The organism is Nocardia coffeae (assembly GCF_019890715.1).
In the GTDB taxonomy this organism is placed as follows: Bacteria; Actinomycetota; Actinomycetes; order Mycobacteriales; family Mycobacteriaceae; genus Nocardia; species Nocardia jiangxiensis.
The window spans coordinates 158,150-183,714 of the sequence record NZ_JAINZY010000007.1; the positions used below are offsets into that span (position 1 = coordinate 158,150).

The following is a 25,565-nucleotide window of genomic DNA, read 5'->3' on the forward strand; positions in this document are numbered from 1 at the left end:
GATCGGATGGTGATTCTCCAAATAAGAGAATATAGTTTCCCTAGCGTTGCGCCCGGCCTGTCGGCGGGCCCGAAGTCCGAAGCGTCCGGCCCCTGGTGGGCGGAAAGGAGTCCCACGATGACGAGCTGCGGCATGAATTTCGAGCTCACCGAGGACCAGGAGCTGATTCGCACGACCGTCGCGGAGCTGTGCCGCAAGTTCGACGACCAGTACTGGATGACCAAGGATCAGGCACACGAGTTCCCGACCGAGTTCTACGAGGCGATCGCCAAGGGCGGCTGGCTGGGCATCACGATTCCCGAGGAGTACGGCGGGCACGGCCTGGGCATCACCGAGGCGACCCTGCTGGCCGAGGAGGTCTCGCGTTCGGGCGGCGGGATGAACGCCGCCACCTCCATCCACATGTCGATCTTCGGCATGCATCCGGTGGTGGTGCACGGCTCGGACGAACTCAAGCAGCGCACCCTGCCGCGGATCGCCGACGGCGATCTGCACGTGTGCTTCGGCGTCACCGAACCCGGTGCCGGACTGGACACTTCGCGGATCACCACCTTCGCCCGGCGCGACGGCGACCACTACGTGGTGAACGGGCGCAAGGTGTGGATCTCCAAGGCGATGGAGTCGGAGAAGATCCTGCTGCTGACCCGCACCCAGCGCTACGACGAGGTCAGCAAGAAGACCGACGGCATGACGCTGTTCCTCACCGATCTGGATCGAGCGCACGTCGACATCCGGCCGATCGCGAAGATGGGCCGCAATGCGGTCACCTCCAACGAACTGTTCATCGACGGGCTGCGCATTCCGGTCGAGGATCGGGTGGGAGAGGAGGGGATGGGCTTCAAATACCTGCTCGACGGCCTGAATCCCGAACGCATGCTGATCGCCGCCGAGGCGCTCGGGCTCGGGCGCGTGGCCCTGGATCGGGCCGTGCGATATGCCAAGGAGCGTGTCGTGTTCGACCGGCCCATCGGCATGAACCAGGGGTTGCAGTTCCCGCTGGCCGATTCGCTGGCGCGGCTGGATGCCGCGGAACTGGTGTTGCGCAAGGCGACCTGGAGTTACGACCAGGGCAAGCCCTGCGGCCGGGAGGCGAACACCGCCAAATACCTCTGCGCCGACGCGGGATTCACCGCCGCGGACCGGGCGCTGCAGACCCACGGCGGGATGGGATACGCCGAGGAGTACCACGTGGCGCGGTACTTCCGCGAGGCGCGCGTGATGAAGATCGCGCCGATCAGTCAGGAGATGATCCTGAACTATCTGGGTTCGCACACGCTGGGACTGCCCCGGAGCTACTGAGCCGCAAGACATTCCGCGCGAGCAGAGATCGCCCGGAACACGGAACCACCGACAATCACGAGACATCAGGAGCTCACCGATGCCAGATACCAATACCCTGTTCGATCTGACCGGCCGCTCGGCGCTGGTCACCGGCGCGGCCGGGGGCATCGGCTCCGCGGTCGCCCAGGCCCTGGCGGCCCAGGGGGCGGCGGTGCTGGTCACCGATGTGAACGGCGAGGCGGCCGCGGCGGTCGCGGAGAAGATCGTCGGAAACGGCGGCACCGCAGCAGGTTTCGCCCTGGACGTGTCCGATCGCGAGGTCGCCGACGCCGCTGCCGCCCGCGCGGCCGAATTGGCCGGGGGCACACTGCACATCGTGGTGAACAACGCTGGTGTCACCGATCCGCACATGTTCGCCGATATCACCGCGGATTCGGTGCGGCGGCTGCTGGAGATCCACACCATGGGCACCTTCAACTGCGCGCAGGCGGCGCTGCCCTATCTGCCGACCGACGGCACCGGGCGGATCATCAACGTCACCTCCTCCGCCGGCATCGTCGGCACCCTGGGGCAGGTGAACTACTCCGCCGCCAAGGCCGCCATCATCGGCATGACCAAATCCCTGGCCCGCGAACTGGCTCGCAAGAACGTCCTGGTGAATGCGCTCGCGCCGCTGGCGGCCACGCCGATGACCGAGACCATCCGCACCGACGAGAAGTTCGCCAAGCAGATGTTGAACCGGATTCCGTTGCGGCGCTGGGCCGATCCGCAGGAGATCGCGGGCGCGTTCGTCTTCCTGGCCACCGATGCCGCCTCCTTCATCACCGGCCAGGTGTTGCCGGTGGACGGCGGCATGGTGATGTGATGCAGGATCCGACAGCCGGTCCGCTGGCCGGAATCACCGTCGTCGCACTGGAACAGGCGGTGTCCGCGCCGATGTGCACGCGTGCCCTGGCCGATTTCGGGGCCCGGGTGATCAAGGTCGAGAATCCGGCGGGCGGTGACTTCGCCCGCTACTACGACGATGTGGTGCATGGGCAGGCCGCGCATTTCGTCTGGTGCAACCGGGGTAAGGAATCGCTCACCCTCGACCTGAAATCCGAGGCGGGCGTGGAACTTCTGCACCGGCTGCTGGATCGCGCCGATGTGCTGGTGTCGAATCTGGCGCCCGGGGCGACCGCGCGGCTGGGCCTTTCCCCGGAGGATGTGTCGGCGCGGCATCCGGATCTGATCGCGGTGGAGATCGACGGTTTCGGCGCCGGCGGGCCGCTGTCCCACAAGCGTGCCTACGACCTGCTGGTGCAGGCCGAGTCCGGGGTATGTGCGGTGACCGGCACGGCCGAGGAGCCCGCCAAACCCGGTCCGCCGATGGCGGATGTGACGACGGGACTGTATGCGGCACTGTCGATTCTGGCGACGCTGTGCGGCCGGTTGCGCAACGGGCCCGGCCCGGGCACGAATATCGCGGTGAGTCTGTTCGACATGATGGCCGAGATGATGGGGTACCACCTCAACTACGCGCGGTATTCCGGCGTGGATCTCGTGCCGCTGGGGATGAGTTCTCCGGCCGTCGCTCCCTATGGGGCCTATCGCACCGCCGACGATCAGACCGTTGTCCTGGGCACCACCAACGACCGGGAGTGGCAGCGCCTGTCCCGGGACCTGCTGGGGCGGCCCGATCTGGCCGACGACGCTCGTTTCCTGACCAACCCCGGCCGCTGCGAACATCGCGAAGAGCTCGACGTGGCCATCGGAAGCTGGTGCGCCGCCCACGATCTGGCGCACATTCAGAAGGTCGCCGACACCGCGGGTATCGGCAACTCGCGCTACAACCGCCCGACCGAGGTGATCAACCACCCGCAGTTGGTCGAGCGCCACCGCCTGCGCACCATCGACACGCCGGGCGGCCGCATCGTCGCGGTACTTCCCCCGGCGGTGATCGACGGCTTCGAACCCCCGATGGGGCCGGTGCCGGGGCTGGGCGAACATACCGACAGCCTGCTCGCCGAACTCGGTTGCAGCGCAGCGGAAATCGCCGGTTTGCGCGGGAGCGGCGCAGTCGGTGCACGGTACGAGCCGCCGCTGGAGACGACATGACGGCCGTGCGGGACCTCGCTGAGATGATGGCGCGCCGGTCCGTCGCGGTCCGCATGTCGCGGGACATCGCTCGCTCTGGCTTTGCGCCGAGGCGTGCGAATATCTCTGCGCTGCAACGATTCAGGGAGATGTGATGCCCGGCGAACCTGTCCTGCTGGTCGATGACACCGCAGGCGTGCGTACCTTGACGTTGAACCGCCCCCGGCGCAAGAACGCCATCGATCACGAGCTGTGGATCACCCTCGCGGATGCGTTGCGGGACATCGCAACCGATCGTTCGGTACGTGCGGTGGTGATCACCGGTGCGGGGGGAGCGTTCTGTTCCGGCGCGGACATCTCCGCCCCCGACAACAGCCATCCGGTGTATCGCATGCGCGAGCTCACCGACGTCGCGCTGCTGCTGCACGAGCTGCCCGTGCCGACGGTGGCCAAGGTGCGTGGGGTCGCGGTCGGCGCGGGCTGGAATCTGGCCCTGGGCTGCGATCTGGTCGTCGCATCGCCGCAGGCCAGGTTCTCGCAGATCTTCGCCCACCGCGGGCTGTCGCTGGATCTGGGCGGTTCCTGGCTGCTGCCGAAACTGGTCGGCCTGCAACAGGCCAAGCGGCTGGCGCTGCTGGCCGAGACCATCGATGCGGCCCACGCCCGGGAACTGGGCCTGGTGACGTGGCTGGTGCCCGAGGACGAGATCGACACGTACGTCAGCGATCTCGCCGCGCGTCTGGCCTCGGGCCCGCCGATCGCGCTGGCGCAGACCAAGGCGCTGCTCAATGCGGGCGCCGGTCAGACGCTGCGTGAGGCGCTGGCCGGTGAGGCCGCCGCGCAGGGACTCAATTTCGCCACTGCGGACGCCCCCGAGGCGTTCGCCGCCTTCGCCGAGAAACGCGAAGCGCAATTCACCGGTCGCTGGACCGTGCACCGACCCGCGATGCGCGGCCGCGACGACTCCGAGAACACCAGGGGAGCAGATGCGTGAGGTAGTCATCGCCGGGGCCGTGCGGACCCCGGTCGGCAAACGGAACGGCGGCCTGTCGGAGATGCACGCCGCGGACCTGTCGGCGGTCGTGCTGAACGAGCTGGCGCAGCGCACCGGCATCGATCCGGCCGTCGTGGACGACGTGATCTGGGGTTGTGTATCCCAGGTGGGCGATCAGTCGAGCAATATCGGCCGGTACGCGGTGCTGGCCGCGGGCTGGCCGGAGACGATTCCGGGGACGACGATCAACCGGGCCTGCGGATCGAGTCAGCAGGCGCTGGATTTCGCCGCGCAGGCCGTCGCCTCCGGGCAGCAGGATGTGGTCGTCGCCGGTGGTGTCGAGGTGATGAGCCGGGTGCCGCTGGGATCGGCGCGCGCCACCGGCATGCCGTATGGGCCGAAAGTGCTTGCGCGGTATGAGGATTTCTCGTTCAATCAGGGCATCTCGGCCGAATTGATCGCGCAGAAGTGGGGTTTCACCCGCACCCGCCTGGACGAGTATTCGGCACGATCGCACGAGCGGGCGGCCGCTGCTCAGGACCGGGGCGCCTTCGAGGAGCAGATCGTCCCGGTCACAACGGATTCCGGGAAGGTCACCGTCGATGAGGGTATTCGTCGCGGCACGACCGTCGAGAAGCTCGCTGGTCTGAAGCCCGCGTTCCAGGACGACGGCGTGATCCACGCGGGCAGCTCCTCGCAGATCTCCGACGGCGCCGCGGCGCTGTTGGTGACGACCGCCGAACGGGCCCGCGAACTCGGACTGACCCCGCTGGTGCGGTATCGGGCGGGTGCGGTGACCGGAGCCGATCCGGTGCTCATGCTGACCGGGCCCATCCCCGCGACGGCGAAAGTGTTGCGCAAGGCCGGAATCGGCGTCGCCGATATCGGTGTGTTCGAGGTGAACGAGGCGTTCGCGCCGATCCCGCTGGCCTGGCTCGCCGAGACCGGCGCCGATCCGGCCGCGATGAATCCGCTCGGCGGCGCCATCGCCCTGGGGCATCCGCTCGGCGGCTCGGGCGCGGTGCTGATGACGCGCATGATTCATCACATGCGCGACAACGGAATTCGCTACGGCCTGCAGACCATGTGCGAGGGCGGCGGAACCGCCAACGCCACCATCGTCGAACTAGTTTCCTGAAGGAGCCGTCGTGCGCCGTACCCTCTACACCGCCGATCATGAGGCATTCCGGGAGCTGGCAAGGAATTTCATCGATAAGGAAGTGGTCCCGCACTATCCGGACTGGGAGCGCGCGGGTCGGATGCCTCGCGAAATCTTCGAGCGGATGGGCGAACTCGGGCTGCTGGGCACCGCGATCCCGGAGGAGTACGGGGGCGGGGGAGTGCGGGACTACCGGTTCAACGCGGTCCTGCAGGAGGAGGCGTATCGGGCGCTGGTCACCCTCAGCACAGTGCGCACCCAGATCGATGTGATCCTGCCGTACTTCCTGGAGTACGCGAACGAGGAGCAGCGTCGCCGGTGGTTCCCGGGATTGGCGGACGGCACGTTGCTCACGGCGGTCGCCATGACCGAGCCCGGCACCGGCTCGGATCTGGCGGGTATCCGCACGACCGCGGTGCGTGACGGCGAGGACTACGTCATCAACGGCGCGAAGACCTTCATCACCGGCGGCCTGCTCGCCGATCTGGTGATCGTGGTCGCGCGCACCGACACCGATCCGGACAACCGCCGCGCGGGCCTGAGCCTGATCGTGGTGGAGAGCGGCCGTCCCGGATTCACCAAGGGCCGCATCCTGGACAAGCTGGGCTGCAAGGTGCAGGACACCGTGGAGCTCTCGTTCGAGGATGTCCGTGTGCCGCAGTCGAATCGGCTCGGCGAGGAGGGCAAGGCGTTCGGCTATCTCGGCCACAATCTGGCCCAGGAGCGGATCACCGTTGCGGTCGGCTCGGTCGCCCAGGCGCGTTCGGCGATCGCCGCGACGAGCGAATATGTGAAGGAGCGCAAGGCATTCGGCCAGCCGGTTGCCTCGTATCAGAACACCAAGTTCGAGCTCGCCGCCATGTCGTCGGAGGTCGAGGCGGCACAGACGATGATCGATCGAGCCGTGCTGGATCTGGTCGAGGGCGAGTTGTCCGGCGCCGACGCCGCCCGAACCAAACTGTTCTGCACCGAAGTTCAAGCCCGCGTGGTGGACCGCTGCCTGCAATTGTTCGGCGGCTACGGCTACATGCTCGAATACCCGATCGCCCGGCTGTACGCCGACGCCCGCGTGGCGCGCATCTACGCCGGGACCAGCGAAGTCATGAAGACCATCGTCGCGAAGGATCTCGGCCTGCGCTGACTGTGCGCGGGAAGTCGTGTGCGCCGGCCCATGTGGACGGCGTCGTGTACCTGACCCCGACTCGCTGATCTCGCGTCGGTTGTCTGCCTTGACCCTGCCCCTGGGACACGGTGTGCAGTGGTTGCCGGTAAGACCAACTGCGAGTGAGGTCGGGGTGCGCACAGATGGATCGGAAACGGAATATTCGCCGGGGCTCGGCACTGCTGGCTGTGCTCGGTCTCGCCGGTGCGTTGGCCGGGGTGCCGGTGGCCTCCGCGCAGGGCGGCGAGGCCGTGGCGCAGGTGCGGTGGGGTGCGTGTCCCGAGGATGTCCGGGCAGAGGCCCCGCAATTGCAGTGCGCCACAGTGCCGGTGCCCCTGGACTACAACGACCCGGAGGGCGCGCAGCTCGAGATCATGATCTCCAAGCTGGGCAGCAAGAACCCGGACAAGCGGCGCGGTGTGCTGCTGCTGAATCCGGGCGGTCCGGGTGGTTCCGGGTTGGCGCAGTCCGAATTCCTGGTTTCCAAGGGCCTGCCGCCCAGCGTTCCGGACAGTTACGACCTGATCGGGATGGACACCCGCGGGATCGGGCACTCGTCGCCGGTGAGCTGTGGCTTCACCACCGACGGGGCCTATCGCGGCAACATCCCGCCGTACGCGGTCGATGACGCGGCCGTCACTGCGCAGGCGAGGACTGCCCAGCGAGTGGCCGAGCAGTGCGCGGCGAACGACCGCGACGGACGGCTGCGGCACGTGTCGACCGCGAACATGGCCCGCGATCTGGATCGGATCCGGGTCGCGCTCGGTGAGAAGAAGGCGAGCTATCTCGGCTACTCCTACGGCGCGTCGCTCGGGGCCGCGTACGCCTCGATGTTCCCCGACACCGTCGACCGGGTCGTGCTCGACAGCAACTACGGCGATACCCACCTCGACCGTGACGGCCTGCGCAGGTACGCCCTAGGGATGGAGCAGGCGTTTCCGGACTTCGCGAAATGGGCTGCCGCGCACCAGGACTCCTACGGTCTGGGCCGCACGCCGGACGAGGTGCGCGCGACCTACTTCACTATCGCCCGACGTCTCGACAAGGCCCCGGTGAACGGAGTAGACGGTGCTCTGTTCCGGTTGAACAGCTTCGTGGGGCTCTACAGCAAGGTGTCGTACGATCGGATGGCACAAGCTTGGCGGTCACTGCTCGACGCCAAAGAGGTTGCGCCCGGGGGTAATCCGCCGACAGGCACGGCGGCGCCCGCACCGAACGACAACGCGTGGTCGGTCTTCCTGGCGGTGACCTGTAACGACGTCGAATGGCCGCACGACCTCCAGACCTACCGGCGCGCCGTCGCCGAGGACCGCGAGAAGTACCCGCTCTTCGGCGCGGCCGGTGCGGACGTCCTACCGTGTGCGTACTGGCGGCATCCGGCCGAGGCGCCGGTCCGGGTCGAGGACAAGGGGCCGACGAACGTTCTGATCGTGCAGAATCAGCGCGATCCGGTCACCCCGCTGCGCGGTGGTGAGTTGCTGCACGAGAAATTCGGCAGCCGGTCGCGTCTGCTGCGCGTGGACGGGAGCGGGCACGGGGTGTATGTGCTCGGCGGCAATCCCTGTGCGTCGAGCGTCACCACGAGTTATCTGGTCGACGGCACGATGCCCGAGCGGGACGTGCAGTGCGCGGCGTCCGGGACTCCGGGCTGAGCAAGAGCCGCGGGGGTGCACGAGGACGATCCTGCGGCTCCTGCCGTGGTCCGCGAGTTGACTGTGCCGCAACGGCATGGTGTTGCCTCGGAGTCGTGCGGCGAGAACCCATCGCCCGTGCGCTCGACCGAGCGCACCGTCCCGCCTCTGATTGGAGCTCGGATGACCGAGGTGTATGAGCGAGAGTCCCTGCCCGAGTCGATCGACGTCGAGCAGTTCGTCGCGGATCCGGAGTTCTCCGGCGCGTCGATCTCACCGGACGGGACGCGGATCGCCTATCTGGCACCGGAATACGGCCGGACGAACGTGTGGGTGCGCGGCGTCGACGAGGACCACGACGACGCCGTCTGCGTCACCCACGACGCCCGGCGCGGCATCAAGACCTACCACTGGACCGATGACCCACGGTGGCTGCTGTACCTGCAGGACACCGACGGCAACGAGGACTGGCACCTCTACCGGGTCGACCTCGACGCGCCGGAGCAGCCCGCGGTCGACCTGACACCGATGGCGGCGGGATCGCGCGTGGTCGGGGTGGAACCGATCGGCCCGGTCCCCGGCAGTGTGTTCGCGTGGATGAACCGCAGGCCGATGTTCATGGACCTGTTCCGGATCGACGTGGCCACCGGCGAGACGATCCCGCATCTGGAGCGGTCCGAACCGATGGGCACCTTCGTGGTCGACCGCGACGGCGAGGCGGCGTTCTACGTGTTGCAGACCGACGACGGCACCCACGAGTTCTACGCGATCGACCCCGGCGGCGAACGACGTCTGCTGGGTCGGCGGGGCGGCCCGGAACACCCGATGGGCGTGCTCCCGACGATGGCGACGCCCGATGGAGAGGGCTTGCTGATCGGCGATTACCAGGACTCCGACGACCTGCGGCTCGTCCGCATCGACCGGGAGACCGGCGCCCGGACCGTGATTGCCGCCGTGGACGGGCACAGCCTGTGCACGATGGGGCTGGTGTCGCCGGTCCTACCTCCCATCGTGTTCACCAGCCGCCGGACCGGTGAGGTCATCGCGGCGCGCTTCGTCGGTGACCGGCCTGTCATCGAGGTGCTGGATCCGCACTTCGCCGAGGTGTACGCCGCGCTGTCGAAGCTCTCGGACGGTGTGCTGCACTCGGTGTCCTCGGACGAGTCCGAGCAGCGCTGGGTCGCGACCTTCGTCCACGACCGCGAACCGGAGGTGACCTGGTTCTACGACCATGGCACGGGAGCGAGCCGGATCCTGTTCCGCGGGTACCCCGACCTGGACCCGGCGCACCTGGCGCCCATGACCGCGGTCGAATTCCCGGCCCGCGACGGACTGTCACTGCACGCATTCCTGACGCTGCCGGTCGGCGTAACACCGCAGCGTTTGCCGCTGGTACTGCTGGTGCACGGCGGTCCGTGGTGTCACGACACCTGGACCTACTCCTCGCTCGTGCAGTTCCTGGCCAATCGCGGCTACGCGGTGTTGCAGGTCAACTTCCGCGGCTCCTCGGGCTACGGCAAACGCCACATCACCAGCGCGATAGGCGAATTCGCGGGCACGATGCACGACGACCTGATCGACGCCGCCGAATGGGCTGTGGCGCAGGGGTACGCCGATCCGGACCGCATCGGCATCGCCGGCGGCTCCTATGGCGGCTACGCGGCACTCGTCGGCGTCACGGTCACGCCCGACTATTTCGCTGCCGCAGTGGATTACGTGGGCATCTCCGACCTGGCCAACTTCATGCGCACCCTGCCCGCGTTCGTGCGGCCGGGCATGGTCAACAACTGGTACCGCTACGTCGGTGATCCCGAGGACCCCGCCCAGGAGGCCGACATGCTGGCCCGATCACCCATCACCATGGTCGATCGGATCCGCACGCCGCTGCTGGTTGCCCAGGGCGCCAACGATGTTCGGGTGGTGCAGGCGGAGTCCGACAACATCGTCGGATCGCTGCGGGCTCGCGGCGTCCCCGTCGAATATCTCGTCGCGCAAGACGAGGGACACGGTTTCGAGAACCCGGAGAATCAGGCTCGGCTCTTCCGTGCGATCGAGCGGCACTTCGCCGAGCATCTCGGTGGGCGGCGAGTCGCGGAGCGGTCGTAGCGCGGCGTCCGGGTCAGAGCGTGTCGGTGGCCTGTTGCAGGAGAGTGTTCAGGCGCTGCAGGACTCGTAGCTGGGCGGGGTTGTAGAACTCGGCCACCGCCTGCGCCATCGTGTTCGTGGCCGGCTCCACCCCTCGGGGCGAGTCCGCCGCCGGGTTCTGCAAGCGCGGGTGCTTCGCGTGCTTTTCGCGGATCACCGGAAGCATTCGCTCGGCGAGGTTCTCGATCGCGGCATCGTCGGCGTTCGCGGGGAGGGATTCGAACTCGTCCTCGGTGTCGTCCGGCACGGAGATCATTCGACGGAATTCCGCCATGGTCTCCTCGCTGAACACGGTCGAGTAGGCCAGGAGCAAGGACTGTTGCGCTTGCGAGAGTTGTCGGGAGATCGGCGCGAATTCGGGCGGCACGTGCATCGGTGCACGATGACGCCGGAGGGCGGCAAGTTCCGTGCGCACGCGGTCGATCCGCTCGGCCGTTGCCGCCAACTCGGCATCGAGCACCCGGATCGCCTCGTCCGGATCCTGGTCGGCCCGCTCCATCTCCGCGATCCGGGACAGCGGCACCCCCAGGTCGCTCAACCTCTTGATCTGCATCAGCCGGACCAGATGCGTGATCTTGTACTGCTTGTACCCGTTGGAGGCGCGTTCGGGCACATCGAGCAGGCCGATCTCGTGGTAATGCCGGATGGCCTTCACCGTCGAGTCCGCGAGTTCGGCGAGTTGCCTTGTGCTCCATGCCATTTCCGTCTCCTTCGGCCGTTCACTCGGTGCCGCGTGTGACACCGGCGCGGACGATGGCCAGCAACCGGTCGATCTGGGGGGCGTCGGCCGCGGCGCGTCCGATTCCGTTGGCCGCGGCGAGCAGGTCGGCCACGTCGAGGTCGGCATTCAACGAGCCCGCGAGCTGTGCTCGGTGCAGCAGATCGGCTGCGGCGGTGTGCATCGTCTCGTGCCATTCTCGGTACAGCGCCGATCGTTGTCCGGCGTCGTCGTCCGGAATTGCCAGGGGGAGTTGACTTTTCGTGGAGACGTGCGCGATGAAAGCCCGGAGCCAGGTGAACAGCGCGTCGGCGGGCGAGGGATCGTCGAGCAGGGTTCGGCCCAACTCGCCCAGCGCGGTGACCTCCTCTGCGTAGACGGCGATGACCATGTCCCGGCGGGTGGGGAAGTGGCGGTACATCGTCGCATTCCCGACCCCGGCGCGCCGGGCGATCTCGTCCAGCGGGGCGCTCACCCCGACTTCGTCGAACACCTCCCGCGCGGCCGCCAGCACCAGTTCGTAGTTGCGGCGCGCATCGGCGCGGCGTGGGCGGTCGGCCATGATTCTCCTTGCGAAGTGGGGAACTCCCCGGTTAGTGTATCGAGCCATAAACGGGGAGTCCCCCACTTATATGAGAGGCGTTCGAATGTTGGACATCACCGCGGCGGATCGCATCGCGATTCACGAGACGATCGCGCTGCACGGACATGTGGCCGACGACCGCGACTGGGATCGATGGGGTGAGCTGTTCTCCGACGATCTGGTGCTGGACCTGGAGGATTTCGGGCTCGGCACGACGAACGGTATTGCGGCGCTGAAGAAATTGTCCCGCGACAACCAGGACGATCCGGCTCAGCCGCTGGGGCATCACGTCACCAATATCGTTCTGGTCGCACAGGACGGCGACCGGGTGCGGGCGCGTTCCAAAGGACTGGCGGTCAATGCGGACGGCACGAGCGGGACGGTCGTCTACGAGGACACGCTTCGCCGGGAACCGCAGGGCTGGCGCATCTGTCACCGCAAGATCCTCGCGCGCCGCGCACCCGTACGGGCGTAGTCGAGAACTGCGCGGAAGTCTTCAGCGGGACTCGTAGTCGGACGAGTTGCCCCGGGCCAGGATCGGGGCGGCGAGGTCGTAGGATCGCCTGGAGTGCAAGTGCCTGTAGGTCACCGGTCGGCCGGGATCACCGAGCGGCTCGGCAGAGCAAGAGCGAATGGATCACGCTGCTTTCTCGATCGTCCAGACAACGTTCGAAAGTGCCACTGTTGCAGAAAGGTTCGGAACCATGCGCTTGTCCCGCTTCGTCCTGGCCGCCGTGATCTCGGTGCTGTCTCTCGCCGTTCCAGCCGTTCCGATGGCTGCCGCGGCGCCCGGCGAGAGCATCGTCGACCGAGCGATCACGTTCTCGGTCCGCAACGTGAACACCTCGGGGGTGCCGTGCGGAACCGACGGCCGAACCTACACGGTGCACGGGCATCTCACCGGTCCGGCGCGGGCGCTGGCAGGGCGCACCGCCACCAGTACGGCGCTGTATCTGCACGGTCTCGAGTTGGGGGAGTGGTTCTGGCGGTTCGGCGCCGTGCCCGGCTACGACCACGTGCGGGAGATGGCCGCACGCGGGCATGTATCGGTCACGATCGATCGGCTCGGCTACGGCGCGAGCGGTCAGCCGCCGGGGACGCTCAGCTGTGTGGGCGGCCAGGCGACCGTCGCCCATCAGATCGTTCAGGACCTGCGATCGGGCAACTACTCGTCGGACGGCGGGGCGGTGGCCTTCCAACACGTTGCGCTGCTGGGACATTCGCTCGGCGGCGCGGTCGCCCAGGTCGAGGCGTACTCGTTCAACGACGTGGACGCCGTCGGCGTGCTGTCCTACTCCGATCTCGCCCTGACCCCCGAGCAACTGGTCGGCACCCTGTCCTGGGGATCCACCTGCCTCGCCGGTGCGCAGAAGTCCCCGGCCGGCGCTCCCGGCTACAGCTACCTGACCCCGAATGTCCAAGCCTTCCAACAGGATTTCCTGGGTCAGTCGCCTCCGAACGTCCTGGCTGCCGCAACTCCGCTGCGCGCGGTGAACCCCTGCGGTGACATGATCTCCCTGACCGAGGCGACCCTGATCGACCCCACCCGCCTCGGCGCGATCCACGTGCCGGTCCTGTTCCTGACCGGTACCAACGACCGGGTATTCGACGTCAACCGAGCCCGCTTCCAAGGCAGGCTGTTCACCGGCAGCAGGGACGTCACCACCGACATCGTCGACGGCGCCACCCACGGCCTGACTCTGGAACCCACAGCGGCGCAGGTGCGCGACGATCTCGACCGGTGGCTGCGCACCCACGGCTTCTGAACGACGCGTCATCCGCTGCCGGGGCTCCGGTCCCGACTTCGCCCGCCGGTCACCGACCGGGCCGAGCCAGGGAAACGTCGGTCGAGTCGACCAGCGTGCTCGGCCCGGACGCGGCGTCGACCAGCGCGTCGTGCAGGAGTTTCGCGGTTTTTCCGGCGCGCTTGCCGCGCAGGTTCACCTCGGTGAAGCCGTCGATCAGCGCCGCGGCGGGATCCAGCAGGTCGTAGTTGGTCCGGCGGCTGTTCAGGGAATCGGTGACCACGGTCTGCCACGCTTGCTGGTGGGCTCGGAAGTTTCCGGCGCGGTCGAGGACGCGGGCGTATTCGCGAACCACGGCCGTGAACACCGCCCGCTCGAATCCGCGTCCGAACCATCGCCGCCGCGCCGCGCCCGGTGACTGCGGCAGGGCGGCTTGGTCCAGGACGATCCACAGGGCGATGTCGTGCTGTGGCCCTGGTTCATTCGGTGAGCCATCCCCCGATGCGCCGATTGCTATGCCGCGCAACGGTATCGGGTACTTCGTGAGCAGTCGATCGATGGCGGAAGCGATCTCGCGGACGGTGCGCACATCCATGCCTTCGCGGTCGAACCCCCTGGTTTCCAGGCTGTGGCCGGCTGCCATGGTTCGAACGATCCGCAGCGATTCGCCGACGTCCTCGGTTCGAGCAGGTCCGCCGCGCTCGTCCGCGAGGGGCGCGGGCGATGTCGTCGCCCTGCGCGGGAGTAGAAAATCGAGGTCGGTCGGAATGGCCGTCACGCTGGGCATGGGCATGGGCATGGGCATGGGCGTCGGCCTGGCCATGGGCGTTGGCATCGGTGGCACGGTGTGGAGCTGCGTCGTGATCGGACTGTGCACTCGCGGTGCCGGTGTCGTCGTTCGCCTACGGGACCACGGAGTGGACAGCGGAGCGGAACCGTCGGCACGGTGCTCCGGTATCGCCGTCGACGTCGCGGTCAACGCATGCACAGCACCGTCGCGCTCGTGCATTTCGGCGAATGCGATGGCCGCCTTCAACTCGTCGGCTGCTCGGGACGCTTCACCGATGAGCTGTTCCAATGTCGCAACCAACGCGCGCAATGCGTCCGTGTCGAACTGCGACGGCTGACTCACCGATCTCTCCTGCTCGTCCCGCCGATCCCCGACCGGTTGAACTCGGCCCCCGCTCATCGAAGGCAGAACACCCAGTATCCCACGCCTCCCCACCACCCCTTGCCACCCGCGAGGATGCCCGCGAATGCATCCACCACAACGTTATTCGCCGAAGATATTCGGACTCACTCGGGCGCGTGCGAGACTTTCGGTATGACTTCGGCTTCTGAGGTTCCGCCGGGTTTTCATTCGGTGACGCCACGCATGGTGGTCGATGACCAGCTTGCCGCGGTTGGGTTCCTGCGGACGGTGTTCGGGGCCGTCGGCGAGGTCGAGCCGAATCGACCGGCCGAGGTACGGATCGGCGACTCGCTGATCATGGTGTCGGGAGCCGGCGAGCGCGAGGTGTTTCCGGTGTTTCTGTACATCTATGTCGATGATGTCGCCGGAACATATCAGCGGGCATCGGCTGCGGGAGCGGTCACCATCGAGGCGCCGCTCGATACACCGTACGGTGACCGGCGCGCGATGGTTCGCGATCCGTTCGGCAATGTCTATCAGATTGCGCGTCGGAGCGGGACCACCGCGTGAGGTTTCACGATTCGGGGCGAGCTATGCGTAACGGTGTGCCCAGCCCATGACCTGGGTGACGTAGGCCATCGAGTGGTTGTAACGCATGATCGCGGCCGTGCGCTGTTCCGGCTTCTGCATGTTGAGCCCGCCTGAGCAGAGATAATTTCCGGCGGTGTAGCTCGCGTCGAACAGATTTTGCGGGTTGCTGCCGGGCCGTGCGTACCGTGCCCACGTCGCGGGCATGAACTGCATCGGTCCTTCCGCGCGCAGGAATTTGCCTGCGTGATTGCGGATCACCTCGTTGCCGGGCAGCGTGCCGTCCAGGGACGGGCCGTAGATTGCGCGCCGGGTCGTCCCGAACATGTCGACATTGCCGTTGTTCGCGTGATGCGACTCGACCCGGCCGATACCGGCGAGCAGCTGCCACGGCATGTGGCACTGAGGTTGCTCCACAGCGAGTTCGGCGGCGGCGAACTTGTAGGCGGTTGCCGCGACCCCGGGAATTTCCGGGGCGCTCGAGCCGGAAGCCGATCCGGAGTCCGCGGATCCCGTACCCGCCGACCCCGATTCCGCAGACCCGGTGCCGGCCGATCCGGTGGGCAGCGCAACCATCCGGACCTCGGGCGTGGTCTCGGCTGCCGAGGCTTGGGTAGCGAGGGCGGTCAAGGAGACCACCCCGGGAACCAAACCGGACAACGCGATCACTGACCTGCGCCGGATCACTGGATCCGGCTCCCTCCGGTGACGTCCCACCTCGGTACTACCTCCGTGACATACATGCGAGCGGACGTCATTGTATCGATATCGGCCGCCGAGCGCTCGGTAACGCCCATCTAACTCGAAATACGTTCTCCAGCAGCATGATCGGTGATATTGCGACCAGGGAGCGAAACCGGCGACCGTGCCTGCCGGGCGCACGGCACCGAAATGCTCTGCAGGTCAGGACATCCTGTCGTACCGAAATCCCGATCGGTCCGCGGCATCCGGCTCGATAGGCTGCAGGTCATGGAACGCCCGGACCCGAACTCTCCGCTCGACTACGACGAAGCACTGCGGATCGCGCGCGATTGGGCACAGGATCCGGGCACGCTCATCGCCCACCCCCATCAAGGGCTCGAGAATGCCCGCTACGGGAGAGGTTTCGCCTTTCTGGAGACGCTCCGCAGCGGTACGAACGGCTATGTCCTGGTGTCCACGACCCGTACCGGTGGCGGAGTATTGTCGGCCGACCGAGACATCGACGCGGTGATCGCCGAACACCTGGTCGATGCCGAACATACCAACAGGCATATCCCCGACAGCGAACTCTCGGCTGTGCACCGAGTGGCGCTCGACGCCTACGATGCCGGTCTCACACGCATCGACGAAATACCCGCCCGCGCAACTCTCGACGCCGAGACCGCCGACTATGCCGAGTTCATCCTGCTCATTCTGCGGAATAACCAGGGCCAAGGGGACTCCGGTCGGAAAATCCTCGCCCACAACGATTTCCTGCTGGAAAGCCCGACCCCTGGACGTCGCGATACCCAGCCTTGCCCGCACTGTGGGCGGCCGGCGGTCTACCAGGCGCGCTATCCGCGCGCGGTCTGCGGTCACTGCTTCGACCGCACCACCGACCGCGCGGGACGTCGGGTCACCGGTTTCAACATCGATATGAGCGGCGGAATGATCGCCTACTACACCGACACGGTCGACCAGCCGGACGGCTCCAGCTCCCGATCCGAGGAATGCGTCGAGGTCAGCCGAACGGGTGTGTGTTTCATCGGCGACCACCCGGCGATCATGCAGGAGGCACGTTTCGGCGGGATCGTCGTCCAGATAGCCGTCGGCGACTTGTAGGCCGGAACCGGTTGCGGCCGCTGAAATTCGGCCGAGGCGGCACACGATCGCCTGGTGGGCTTCACGCTGTACCGTGGCGCGGGTGGATACGACGGAGGAATTCGTTGTCGGGGTGAATCGCGCGGAGGTGCAGCGGGCTCGGGAGCGGACGCTCAGGTGGAGCATGTTCAGTGCTGTCATCGACCTGGTGGGCGCTGTGATCATGGCCTTCATGGGCGGGGTGATCGTGTGGTCGGTGGGAGCGATCGGTCTGCTGGAGGCCGTGGTGGTGATCCTGTTCGCCTACAGCGGCATACGCAAACTGCGAGGGATCGCGGCACTGCGGCGGATGTGGCAGTCGGCAGGGGTCGTTGCCGAGGCGATGCGGTTGTCCACGGCGGGTGTGCGAATCGGCGTGGACAATGCCTCGGATTCGGTATTTCTGCCGTGGGACACCGTGCTCGGCTTCCGCGTGCATCGCTGGCGGGGCAAGCAGTTGCTGGTCGTGGATCTCGCACCCCAGGTCGACGCCGAGACTCCCGGCGTGGAGGGACTCGGGCAGCCGGCAGTGCAGCTCATGCTGAATCGGCGGATTCACGGCACTGCCGGGCTGCGTACGTCGGTCGGCATTTTCGATCAACCGTTGCAGGCGATCGATCACGCGTCGGCGTCGTTCACCGCGGGACGCGTACGCGTGCGGTGACTCTCGCGGTCAGGATGCAGCCGTGAGATCGATCAGGATCTTGCCGATCGCCTTGCCGTCGGCCACCCGGCGTAGCGCCGTCGCCGCATCGGTGAGCGGATAGACCGCACTGATGTGCGGGTGCACCCGCCCCGTGGTCAGCAATTCGCGCAATTCGCGTTCGTTGCGCGCGAACTCGTCCCGATCCAGATCCTGGAACTGGAAACCGAGGAGCTGAATTCCCTTGACCAGCACCAGATTCAGCGGGATCTGCGGAATCACGCCCGAGGCGAAGCCGACGGTCACGAATCGGCCCCCGCGCCCGAGGGAACGCAGTGCGGGCTCGGACAGCCGACCGCCCACCGGGTCCAGGACCGCGTGCGCACCCTCCGGTAACGCCTCGCGCAACGCGCCACGCAGATCTCCGGTGGTGTGATCGATCAGTTGCGTCGCGCCGTACCCGGCTGCCGCGCTGAGTTTTTCGGCCGAGGAAGCCACGGCGGTGACCTCCGCGCCCAACTGCACGCCGAGTTGCACCGCGGCGAGGCCGACTCCACCGCCCGCGCCGAGCACCACCAGCCGATCTCCGGCGCCTACCCGCGCCACGGACCGCAGACAGTGATAGGCGGTCCGATACGCGACTCCGAACGCCGCGGCGCGATGATCGTCCACCCCGTCGGGGATGCGCGCGAGTCCTTTCGCGGGTGCCGCGATCTCCTCGGCGAATGCCCCGACGATGCCGGTGCCGGTCACCCGGTCGCCCACCGCGAGCTCGGTGACCGCATCGCCGACTTCGACCACGGCTCCGGCGAATTCGCTGCCCGGCACGAACGGCGGCGGCACCTTGATCTGGTATTCGCCCGCGATCACCAGCACATCGGGGAAGTTGACCGCGGCCGCGCCGACCCGCACCCGGACCTGTCCCGGTCCGGGTGCGGGCGACGGCCGTTCCTCGATGCGGATGACCTCCGGCGGCCCGTAGGCCGGGCAGATCACCGCGCGCACGTCAGTTGCCCTGCCACTGCGGGGTGCGCTTCTCGGCGAACGCGCGAGCGCCCTCCTTGGCGTCGGCACTGGTGAAAACCTTTGCCTGCCAGGTCTTCAGGCGCGCCTCGGCCTCGTCGGCGTCGGCGACCGCAAGGCGGGCCAGCTCTTTGGAAGCTGCCAGACCCAGCGGCGCGTTGGCGGCGATCCGCTCGGCCAGGGCCACCGCGGTGGACAGCACCTCGTCGGGTTCGGCGACGGCGTTGATCAGCCCGACCTCGTATGCCCTTGCGGCACTGACGAAGTCACCGGTCAGCAGCAGTTCCAGTGCGATGGCCAGCGGAATCCGAGTGCCGACCGTGGTGCCGCCGCCCGCGGCGAACAATCCCCGCTTGACCTCGGGGAAGCCGAATTTCGCGGCCGAGGAGGCCACGACGACATCGCACCCGAGCAACAGTTCCAGACCGCCGCCGACCGCCGTGGCATTGGCCGCGCCGACCACCGGCACACCCGCCTGCCCCTTGCTCAGTCGCCCGTACGCCTCGGTAGCCGCGTCCGCGCCGAAGGTCTCGCCTTCGGCGAACGCGCGCAGATCCATGCCCGCGCAGAAGGCGCGGTCGCCGGTGCCGATGAGCACGATCGCGCGGATCCCCGGATCGGCCTCGGCATCCAGCACGGCCTGCCCGATGCCACGAATCAGATTGCCGTTCAACGCGTTACGCGCCTCGGGCCGGTTGAGGCGAGCGATCAGCACCGCCCCGGACCGTTCGACGACGAGTTCGCTGTTCGTGTCGGTGTTCTCGGTCATCGAGATTCCTTCCTGGATGTCAACGTGCGTACTTCGTGCTCTCGGCCAGCTCGGCGGCCGAACGCATCGTGTCGACCACCACCGGGCCGAACGATTCCAGTTTCACATCGCCCTTGGCGCGCTGGAATCCACGCTCGAGCACGATGGCCAGTTTCCACTTGGCCAGGATCAGGTAGTAGTCGATATCGTCGATCTGGCGTCCCGAGACCTCGGCGTAGTGCGCCAGAATCTGCTCGCGCGAGGGCATGTACTGCATATTCGCGTAGCCCTTGTTCGCGACCGCGGGATCGCTGGTGTCCTCGGGCCAGCCCTGCAACATCCAGCCCAGATCCAGCTTCGGATCGCCGACGGTGCCCATCTCCCAGTCCACCAGGGCGGCCAGTCGCGCCGGGCCGCCGTGCTGGAACATCACGTTGGCGAACTGGTAATCACCGTGCATGAGTCCGGGAATGTAGTCCAGCGGCCGGTGGGTGCGCAGCCATTCGGTCGCCACATCCATGCCGTCGAGGGTGCGTGCGCCGTCGATCCGGTCGTAGAAGCTCAGCCACCGCGCGACCTGACGTTCGTGATAGCCGTCCGGTCGGCCCAGATCGTGCAGCCCCTTGGCCTGCCAGTCCACCCGGGACAGCAGCGCGATCCCTTCGGCGAGTTGATAACCCAGCCCCGCGCGCAGGGTGTGATCGGAGTCGAACGGTTCGGGCCACACGCCGCGATGATCCATCGGCGACCAGCCGTCCACGAAACCCATCAGATAGAACGTGCGGCCCAGGACCGAAGCGTCGGTGCAAGCCGCGACCGCCGCGGTGTGCGGGACGTCGGTGCCCTCCAGCGCCTCGATGATCCGCCACTCGCGCAGAATGCCCGCATCCCGCTCGGTGGGCGCTTCGGGCGGCGGAATGCGGATGGCGCAGACGTGCTCACCCCGGCCGATGCGGTAGATCTCGTTCTGCGTGCCGCCGGACAGGAATCGTGCCTCGATCGGCTCGCCCTTCCCCGGCAGGCCCTGCTCGTCCATCCACTCGGCCAGACGCGCGGTATCGATACTCATGGTTGCCCTACGTTCATTCGTGCGGACCTCTCGCATCGGCCTCGGCGGGCACGAGTCGGACCGTGCCGGTGTGCTCGCCCAGGTCGGTCGATGTTCGCGGTTTCTGTTGTGCCGGTGCGGGTTCGAATCGTCTGTGCCATGGCGGCCCGCGCACCCACGGGGCCGGTCCGACGTGCGGCGCTCACAGATTTCCCGCCTCGTGCTCCAGGAATTCCGCGAATTTCGCCCGCGCCGCTTGCTGTTTCGCTGGAATCCACTGGGTGGGCCACATGCCGTCGGTCGGTTGGTAGTCGCGCAGTACCTGTTTGGCGACGGTGCCCTTGTGCACCTCGGTCGGGCCGTCGGCCAGACCCATCACGCCCGCGCCGTGAATCATCCGGAAGAAGGGCATCTCGTTGGTCGTGCCGAGTGCGCCGTGCACCTGCATCGCCCGCCAAGCGATGTCGTGCAGCACCGTCGGCATGATGATCTTCGCGGTGGCGATGTCCTTGCGGACCTTCTTGTAGTCGTTGTACTTGTCGATCTTCCACGCGGTGTTCAGCACGAACAGCCGGAACTGGGCCAGTTGCGCGTAGGAGTCGGCGATGTAGCCCTGTACGAATTGCTTGTCCGCCAGACGACTTCCGGCGGTCTCGCGGCTCAGGGCCCGCTCGCACATCATGTCCACCGCCTGCTGCGCCAGGCCGATCGTGCGCATGGCGTGGTGGATCCGCCCGCCGCCCAGACGAGTCTGCGCGATGACGAATGCCTGACCCTCGCCGCCGAGCAGTGCCTCGGCGGGCACCCGGACGTTGTCGTAGTGGATGAGCGCGTGTGAGCCGCCGTCCAGCGGTTCGCCGTACAGGCCGACGTTGCGCACGATATCGATGCCGGGGGTGTCGGTGGGTACCAGGAACATCGACATGCCCTGGTACGGACTGACATCCGGATTCGTCACCGCCATGACGATCAGGAAGGCCGCGGTTTTCGCGTTGGAGGAGAAGAACTTCCAGCCGTTGATGATCCAGTCGTCGCCGTCGCGGGTGGCGCGGGTGGTGAAGCGGGTCGGGTCGGCCCCGGCCTGCGGTTCGGTCATCGAATAGCTGGAGAACAGTTCGCCCTCCAGTAGTGGTTGCAGATAGCGTCGCTTCTGCTCCGCGGTGCCGTAGTGGGCGATGATCTCGGCGTTGCCGGTGTCCGGGGCCTGACAGCCGAAGACGATCGGCGCCCAGGACGAGCGACCCAGAATCTCGTTGAGCAGCGCCAGTTTCAACTGTCCGTAACCCTGCCCGCCAAGGTCCGGGCCCAGATGGGTGGCCCACAATCCCTGTTCGCGCACCTGCTTCTTGAGCGGCTCGATCGCCGCGCGGCGCGCCCCTTCCAGCGGGACGAACTGCTCGTGCTCCCAGACCAGGTCGAGCGGCTCGACCTCCTCGCGGACGAACTCATCGGCCCAGTCGAGCTTGCGCTGGTACTCGGGGTCCGTCTCGAAATCCCATGCCATTGCGCCTCCTCTCTCAAAGTGAGAATATCCTTCTCGTGATAAAGAACGCAATTCTTGATCCTGGTGATCAGTTCCACATCGGCATCGTGGCGGCGGATTTCGAGGCCACCGTGGCGCGGTTGACCGAGGTGCTCGGGTACGAGTGGGGGCCGGAGGTCGGTGGGCCCGTCACGGTGGATCGGCCCGGCGGTGCGGCCGTGGACCTGGATCTGCGGTGCGTGTATTCGATAACGGTGCCGCGCCTGGAGGTGGTGCGCAGTATCGCGAACACGCTGTGGGATCCGGCGGGGGAGGCCGGGGTGCACCACATCGGCTACTGGTCCGACGACGTCGCCGCCGACACCGCGGCGCTGGTCGAACACGGCTATCTGGCCGAGGCCACCCGCCCCGGTGCGCAGGGTGGGCTGTTCTTCGCCTTCCTGCGCAGTGCCGACGGTTTCCGGGTGGAACTGGTCGATCGCGCGGCCGAATCCGGGCTCTCGCGCTGCTGGGCCGCGCCGGAGGGGGTGGCATGAACACCGTGGGAATCGTGACCGGCGGCGGTCGCGGCATGGGATACGCCTGCGCACAGCGAGTGGCGGGACTGGTCGATGAGTTGCTGCTGGTCGATCGTGACGCGGCCACCGCGAATGCGGCGCGAGATGTTCTGGCGGCCGAAAATCCCGGTGTCACAGTGGAATCGGTGGCGCTGGACATCACCGACGCGCAGGGCCTGGCACACCTGGCCGAGCGGATCGGCGAGCTCGGTGAACTCCGTGCGGTCGCGCATGCGGCCGGGATCTCCCCGAGTATGGGGGACTGGCGCGATATCTTCACCGTCGACCTGATCGGCACCGCCCTGCTCGCGCAGGCCCTGCGCCCGCTGGCCGTATCCGGTACGGCCACAGTCTGTTTCGCCTCGATGGCCCCGCTGCTGGATCCCACGCCTCCGGATCCGGCCGCCCTGGCGATCCTGGACGATCCGCTCGACCCGCGATTCCTCGACCGGCTGCGCGAGGTGCTCGGCCCGGTCGTGGAGAAGCCGGGCGTCGCCTACGGCTGGGCGAAACGTGGCGTCCATCGATTCGTGGAGCAGGAGGCGGTCCGCCTGGGGCCCTCGGGTGCGCGCATCTGCTCGGTCTCGCCGGGCATGATCGATACCCCGCAGGGGCGACAGGAAGCCGCGGAGCAGCCGAGCATCGCGGCGCTCATCGAACGAACCCCGCTGGGGCGCACCGGTATTGCCGACGAGGTCGCCGATGTCGTGGCATTCGCACTGTCGGACCGAGCGAGCTTCCTCAACGGGACGGACCTGCTGGTCGACGGCGGGGTGATGGCCGCAGTGCGGGTGGCCGGACGGTCCACGAAGTGAATGTTTCTGGTCTCCGGTGATATTCGGCGGCGAGGCGTTGCGTCGCGGTAGTGGCAGCGGGGAAACAGCTTCGCCCCCGGCAAGAACCGCCGGGGGCGACGAGCTGTCGGGGCTACCGCGTCCGCTAGACGTTCAGCAGCCGAGCGAGGTTGCCGCCCATGATCTTCGACTGATCGTCCAGGGACAGGTCCTTGATCTCGTCGACGTAGCGCGCGGGCTCCGCAAGGCCCTCCGGATGCGGGTAATCCGAGCCGAACAGCACGTGGTCCGCGCCGATCAGGCCGGACAGCTCGACGAGATCCTCTTCCCAGAACGGGCTGACGTAGATGTTCTTGATCATCTCGACCGGATCACTGGGGAAGCCCTCGGGGGCCTTCTTGTAGATCGAGGCGAGGTCTTCCAGCAGGCCGGGCAGCCAGGCCGCGCCGTTCTCGATGACGGCGATCTTCAGCTCCGGGAAGCGGTACAGCGCACCGTGGCACACCCAGGAAGCCATCGCGTCGCGGATCGGCTGCCAGGCGTTGACCATCTTGAAGGTGTTGGTGACGAACGGCAGCATCTCGCGCTGCGTGCCGTCCCATTCCGAGGCGAAGCGGGCGTAGCCGCTGTCGGAGGAGTGCATGGTGACCAGCACGTCGAGTTCGACCACGCGCTTCCAGAACGGGTCGAACTCCGGCACCGCGAACGAGCGCGGGCCGCGCAGGCCGGGGACCGGCGCGGGACGCACCAGGATCGCCTTCGCGCCGCGTTCGACGACCCATTCCAGTTCTTCGATGGCCTTCTCCACGATCGGCAGGCTGATCACCGGCACGGTGAAGATGCGGTCCTCGTGGTTGAACGACCAGGTCTCGTGGAGCCACTGGTTGAGCGAGTGGATGACCGCGTGGATGAGTTCCGGATCGGCCTTCATGCGTTCTTCGACGAGGCTGGCCAGCGTCGGGAACATCAGCGCCCGATCGATCTGCAACTCGTCCATGACCTCGATGCGCGCGACCGGATCGCGGAAGGCGTCGGTGGAACGGATCGGCTTGCCGAAGATCTCCCGCATGCTCTTGCCTTCGGGATTGCCGTTCTTGAAGTAGTCCTCCATGGCCCCGGGCGCGGCGACCACGTCGAAGGTCGGGTTCGGGATGTATTCGCTGATCTGGCCGAGGATCGCGATCTTGGTGCGGCCGTCCACCTCCACGTACTTGACCGCGTCCTGGTACTGCTTCGGGAGGAACTTGGTCAGTGCCTCCTTGGTCTCGTAGAGGTGGTTGTCGGCGTCGAACAGCCGATAGGGCAGATCCCGCTTGGGCATGTAAGTCTCCTTCACGTTTTAGGAGAATTTTATTCTCACATGAGGGAGGGTGCAATGCCTACAAGGATTGCAAGGAAAGCAATTCGACGTGGTTGTACGCCAGCATCACCGGCCGTGGCCGGTGATGCTGTGGCGGGATGCTCAGGATGCCGCGCGGAGGACGCCCAGTGCGGTGTCGGCCAGCTCCGGGCGGCAGATGAGCAGGTCGGGGAGGTAGGGGTCGCGGCGGTTGTAGCGCAGGGGGGAGCCGTCGAGGCGGGAGACGTGCAGGCCCGCGGAGGCTGCCACGGCGACCGGTGCGCAGGAGTCCCATTCGTACTGGCCGCCGGAGTGAGCGTAGATATCGGCCTCGCCGCGGACCACGGCCATGGCTTTCGCCCCGGCTGAACCCATCGGCACGGTGGTGGCGTCGAGATGGTTCACCAGCAGATGGACGCAGGCCGGCGGGCGAGTCCGGGAGACCACCAAGCGAATCGGGCCATCGGTGGCCGGGGGGAGGACGGGCGGTTCTCCGGTGTGCAGGACGAGGTCGGCGGCGGGCAACGCCACCGCGCCGATGACGGCGACCCCGTCGACGGCCAGAGCCACGTGCACGGCCCAGTCCGGACGGGGCGGCTGGCCGTATTCGCGGGTGCCGTCCAACGGGTCGATGATCCACACGCGTTCACGTTCGAGCCGGATCGGGTTGTCGGTGCTCTCCTCGGAGAGCACGGCGTCGTCCGGCCGCAGTTCGGCCAGCCGCCGCAACAGCAACTCGTTCGACTTCCGGTCCCCGGCCGCTCCGCCCTCGTGCCGGATTTCGAGCAGTAACTCACCGGCCTCGGCCGCCAGCTGCGCGGCAACGCTGTGATCATCCATGCCAGTCATCATTACCTTGGCTTGCCCGAGTGCGCCAGAGCCGGGTGGGGTCCGG

25 protein-coding genes are annotated in these 25,565 nt (G+C 67.2%); 15 read left to right on the top strand and 10 right to left on the bottom strand.

From position 1 onward, the window contains the following. Nucleotides 1-132: 132 nt before the first annotated feature. The 8 genes from K7711_RS25330 (at nt 133) to K7711_RS25365 (ending at nt 10,409) form a co-directional block, all read left to right on the top strand. Complete coding sequence (locus K7711_RS25330) at nt 133-1,299, top strand: acyl-CoA dehydrogenase family protein (RefSeq protein WP_222972189.1); 1,167 nt, start codon at nt 133-135, stop codon at nt 1,297-1,299. A gap of 79 nt (nt 1,300-1,378) precedes the next feature. Then, nucleotides 1,379-2,146 (top strand): SDR family NAD(P)-dependent oxidoreductase, encoded by a 768-nt coding sequence (locus K7711_RS25335; RefSeq protein WP_222971941.1) that lies wholly within the window; start codon nt 1,379-1,381, stop codon nt 2,144-2,146. Continuing rightward, nucleotides 2,146-3,378, top strand: a complete 1,233-nt coding sequence (locus K7711_RS25340; protein ID WP_222971942.1) for a CaiB/BaiF CoA transferase family protein — start codon at nt 2,146-2,148, stop codon at nt 3,376-3,378. The genes K7711_RS25335 and K7711_RS25340 overlap by 1 nt, the downstream gene beginning before the upstream one ends. Nucleotides 3,379-3,511: 133 nt before the next feature. Beyond that, a complete protein-coding gene (locus K7711_RS25345; protein ID WP_222971943.1) occupies nt 3,512-4,351 on the top strand; it encodes an enoyl-CoA hydratase/isomerase family protein in 840 nt (279 codons plus the stop codon). Then, nucleotides 4,344-5,489: a thiolase family protein gene (locus K7711_RS25350; protein ID WP_222971944.1), complete on the top strand. Its 1,146-nt coding sequence runs from the start codon at nt 4,344-4,346 to the stop codon at nt 5,487-5,489. Before K7711_RS25345 ends, K7711_RS25350 begins: the two co-directional genes overlap by 8 nt. A gap of 10 nt (nt 5,490-5,499) precedes the next feature. Then, a complete protein-coding gene (locus tag K7711_RS25355; protein ID WP_222971945.1) occupies nt 5,500-6,651 on the top strand; it encodes an acyl-CoA dehydrogenase family protein in 1,152 nt (383 codons plus the stop codon). A gap of 164 nt (nt 6,652-6,815) precedes the next feature. Beyond that, nucleotides 6,816-8,324 (top strand): alpha/beta hydrolase, encoded by a 1,509-nt coding sequence (locus tag K7711_RS25360; protein ID WP_222971946.1) that lies wholly within the window; start codon nt 6,816-6,818, stop codon nt 8,322-8,324. A 162-nt stretch (nt 8,325-8,486) separates the two neighbouring features. After that, complete coding sequence (locus K7711_RS25365) at nt 8,487-10,409, top strand: S9 family peptidase (RefSeq protein WP_222971947.1); 1,923 nt, start codon at nt 8,487-8,489, stop codon at nt 10,407-10,409. A 13-nt stretch (nt 10,410-10,422) separates the two neighbouring features. Here K7711_RS25365 and K7711_RS25370 read toward each other — a convergent pair whose 3' ends face one another. Beyond that, complete coding sequence (locus K7711_RS25370) at nt 10,423-11,148, bottom strand: MerR family transcriptional regulator (protein WP_222971948.1); 726 nt, start codon at nt 11,146-11,148, stop codon at nt 10,423-10,425. Between the two features lie 19 nt (nt 11,149-11,167). Continuing rightward, nucleotides 11,168-11,728 carry a TetR/AcrR family transcriptional regulator gene (locus K7711_RS25375; RefSeq protein WP_222971949.1) on the bottom strand — a complete coding sequence of 187 codons (561 nt, stop codon included), beginning with the start codon at nt 11,726-11,728 and terminating at the stop codon, nt 11,168-11,170. An 85-nt stretch (nt 11,729-11,813) separates the two neighbouring features. Between K7711_RS25375 and K7711_RS25380 the strand changes: the two genes are divergently transcribed. Beyond that, on the top strand, nt 11,814-12,224 hold the full coding sequence (locus K7711_RS25380) for a nuclear transport factor 2 family protein (RefSeq protein ID WP_222971950.1): 411 nt from the start codon (nt 11,814-11,816) through the stop codon (nt 12,222-12,224). A 229-nt stretch (nt 12,225-12,453) separates the two neighbouring features. Then, entirely contained in the window at nt 12,454-13,515 is a 1,062-nt protein-coding gene (locus K7711_RS25385; RefSeq protein WP_222971951.1) for an alpha/beta hydrolase, read from the top strand. Nucleotides 13,516-13,564: 49 nt separating this feature from the next. Here the strand turns inward: K7711_RS25385 and K7711_RS25390 are convergent, their stop codons facing one another. After that, on the bottom strand, nt 13,565-14,137 hold the full coding sequence (locus tag K7711_RS25390; RefSeq protein WP_222971952.1) for a hypothetical protein: 573 nt from the start codon (nt 14,135-14,137) through the stop codon (nt 13,565-13,567). 339 nt (nt 14,138-14,476) lie between these two features. Between K7711_RS25390 and K7711_RS47790 the strand changes: the two genes are divergently transcribed. After that, the gene (locus tag K7711_RS47790; RefSeq protein ID WP_235747758.1) at nt 14,477-15,196 is read left to right on the top strand and encodes a VOC family protein; all 720 of its coding nucleotides are present in this window, start codon (nt 14,477-14,479) and stop codon (nt 15,194-15,196) included. 21 nt (nt 15,197-15,217) lie between these two features. Here K7711_RS47790 and K7711_RS25400 read toward each other — a convergent pair whose 3' ends face one another. After that, nucleotides 15,218-15,844 carry a lytic transglycosylase domain-containing protein gene (locus tag K7711_RS25400; protein ID WP_222971953.1) on the bottom strand — a complete coding sequence of 209 codons (627 nt, stop codon included), beginning with the start codon at nt 15,842-15,844 and terminating at the stop codon, nt 15,218-15,220. Nucleotides 15,845-16,183: 339 nt separating this feature from the next. On the opposite strand from K7711_RS25400, the gene K7711_RS25405 reads away from it, so the two are divergent. Together K7711_RS25405 and K7711_RS25410 are read left to right on the top strand one after the other, a co-directional pair. Then, nucleotides 16,184-17,017 (top strand): hypothetical protein, encoded by an 834-nt coding sequence (locus K7711_RS25405; protein WP_222971954.1) that lies wholly within the window; start codon nt 16,184-16,186, stop codon nt 17,015-17,017. 82 nt (nt 17,018-17,099) lie between these two features. Continuing rightward, nucleotides 17,100-17,699, top strand: coding sequence for a hypothetical protein (locus tag K7711_RS25410; protein ID WP_222971955.1), 600 nt, complete (start codon nt 17,100-17,102; stop codon nt 17,697-17,699). Between the two features lie 9 nt (nt 17,700-17,708). Here the strand turns inward: K7711_RS25410 and K7711_RS25415 are convergent, their stop codons facing one another. The 4 genes from K7711_RS25415 to K7711_RS25430 all read right to left on the bottom strand — a co-directional run bounded on the left by K7711_RS25415 (nt 17,709) and on the right by K7711_RS25430 (nt 22,001). Further along, complete coding sequence (locus K7711_RS25415) at nt 17,709-18,683, bottom strand: NADPH:quinone oxidoreductase family protein (protein WP_222971956.1); 975 nt, start codon at nt 18,681-18,683, stop codon at nt 17,709-17,711. Nucleotide 18,684: 1 nt separating this feature from the next. Next, complete coding sequence (locus K7711_RS25420; RefSeq protein WP_222971957.1) at nt 18,685-19,470, bottom strand: enoyl-CoA hydratase-related protein; 786 nt, start codon at nt 19,468-19,470, stop codon at nt 18,685-18,687. 19 nt (nt 19,471-19,489) lie between these two features. Beyond that, on the bottom strand, nt 19,490-20,518 hold the full coding sequence (locus tag K7711_RS25425) for a phosphotransferase family protein (RefSeq protein WP_222971958.1): 1,029 nt from the start codon (nt 20,516-20,518) through the stop codon (nt 19,490-19,492). A gap of 181 nt (nt 20,519-20,699) precedes the next feature. Continuing rightward, nucleotides 20,700-22,001 carry an acyl-CoA dehydrogenase family protein gene (locus K7711_RS25430; protein WP_222971959.1) on the bottom strand — a complete coding sequence of 434 codons (1,302 nt, stop codon included), beginning with the start codon at nt 21,999-22,001 and terminating at the stop codon, nt 20,700-20,702. Between the two features lie 35 nt (nt 22,002-22,036). Here K7711_RS25430 and K7711_RS25435 point away from each other — a divergent pair, with 35 nt between their 5' ends. After that, complete coding sequence (locus tag K7711_RS25435; RefSeq protein WP_308014936.1) at nt 22,037-22,516, top strand: VOC family protein; 480 nt, start codon at nt 22,037-22,039, stop codon at nt 22,514-22,516. After that, nucleotides 22,513-23,352 (top strand): SDR family oxidoreductase, encoded by an 840-nt coding sequence (locus K7711_RS25440; protein ID WP_222971961.1) that lies wholly within the window; start codon nt 22,513-22,515, stop codon nt 23,350-23,352. Before K7711_RS25435 ends, K7711_RS25440 begins: the two co-directional genes overlap by 4 nt. A gap of 124 nt (nt 23,353-23,476) precedes the next feature. On the opposite strand, the gene K7711_RS25445 is transcribed toward K7711_RS25440, so the two are convergent. Next, entirely contained in the window at nt 23,477-24,652 is a 1,176-nt protein-coding gene (locus tag K7711_RS25445; protein ID WP_222971962.1) for an amidohydrolase family protein, read from the bottom strand. A gap of 141 nt (nt 24,653-24,793) precedes the next feature. Beyond that, nucleotides 24,794-25,510: a 3'(2'),5'-bisphosphate nucleotidase CysQ gene (locus K7711_RS25450; RefSeq protein WP_222971963.1), complete on the bottom strand. Its 717-nt coding sequence runs from the start codon at nt 25,508-25,510 to the stop codon at nt 24,794-24,796. Between the last annotated feature and the right edge of the window lie 55 nt (nt 25,511-25,565).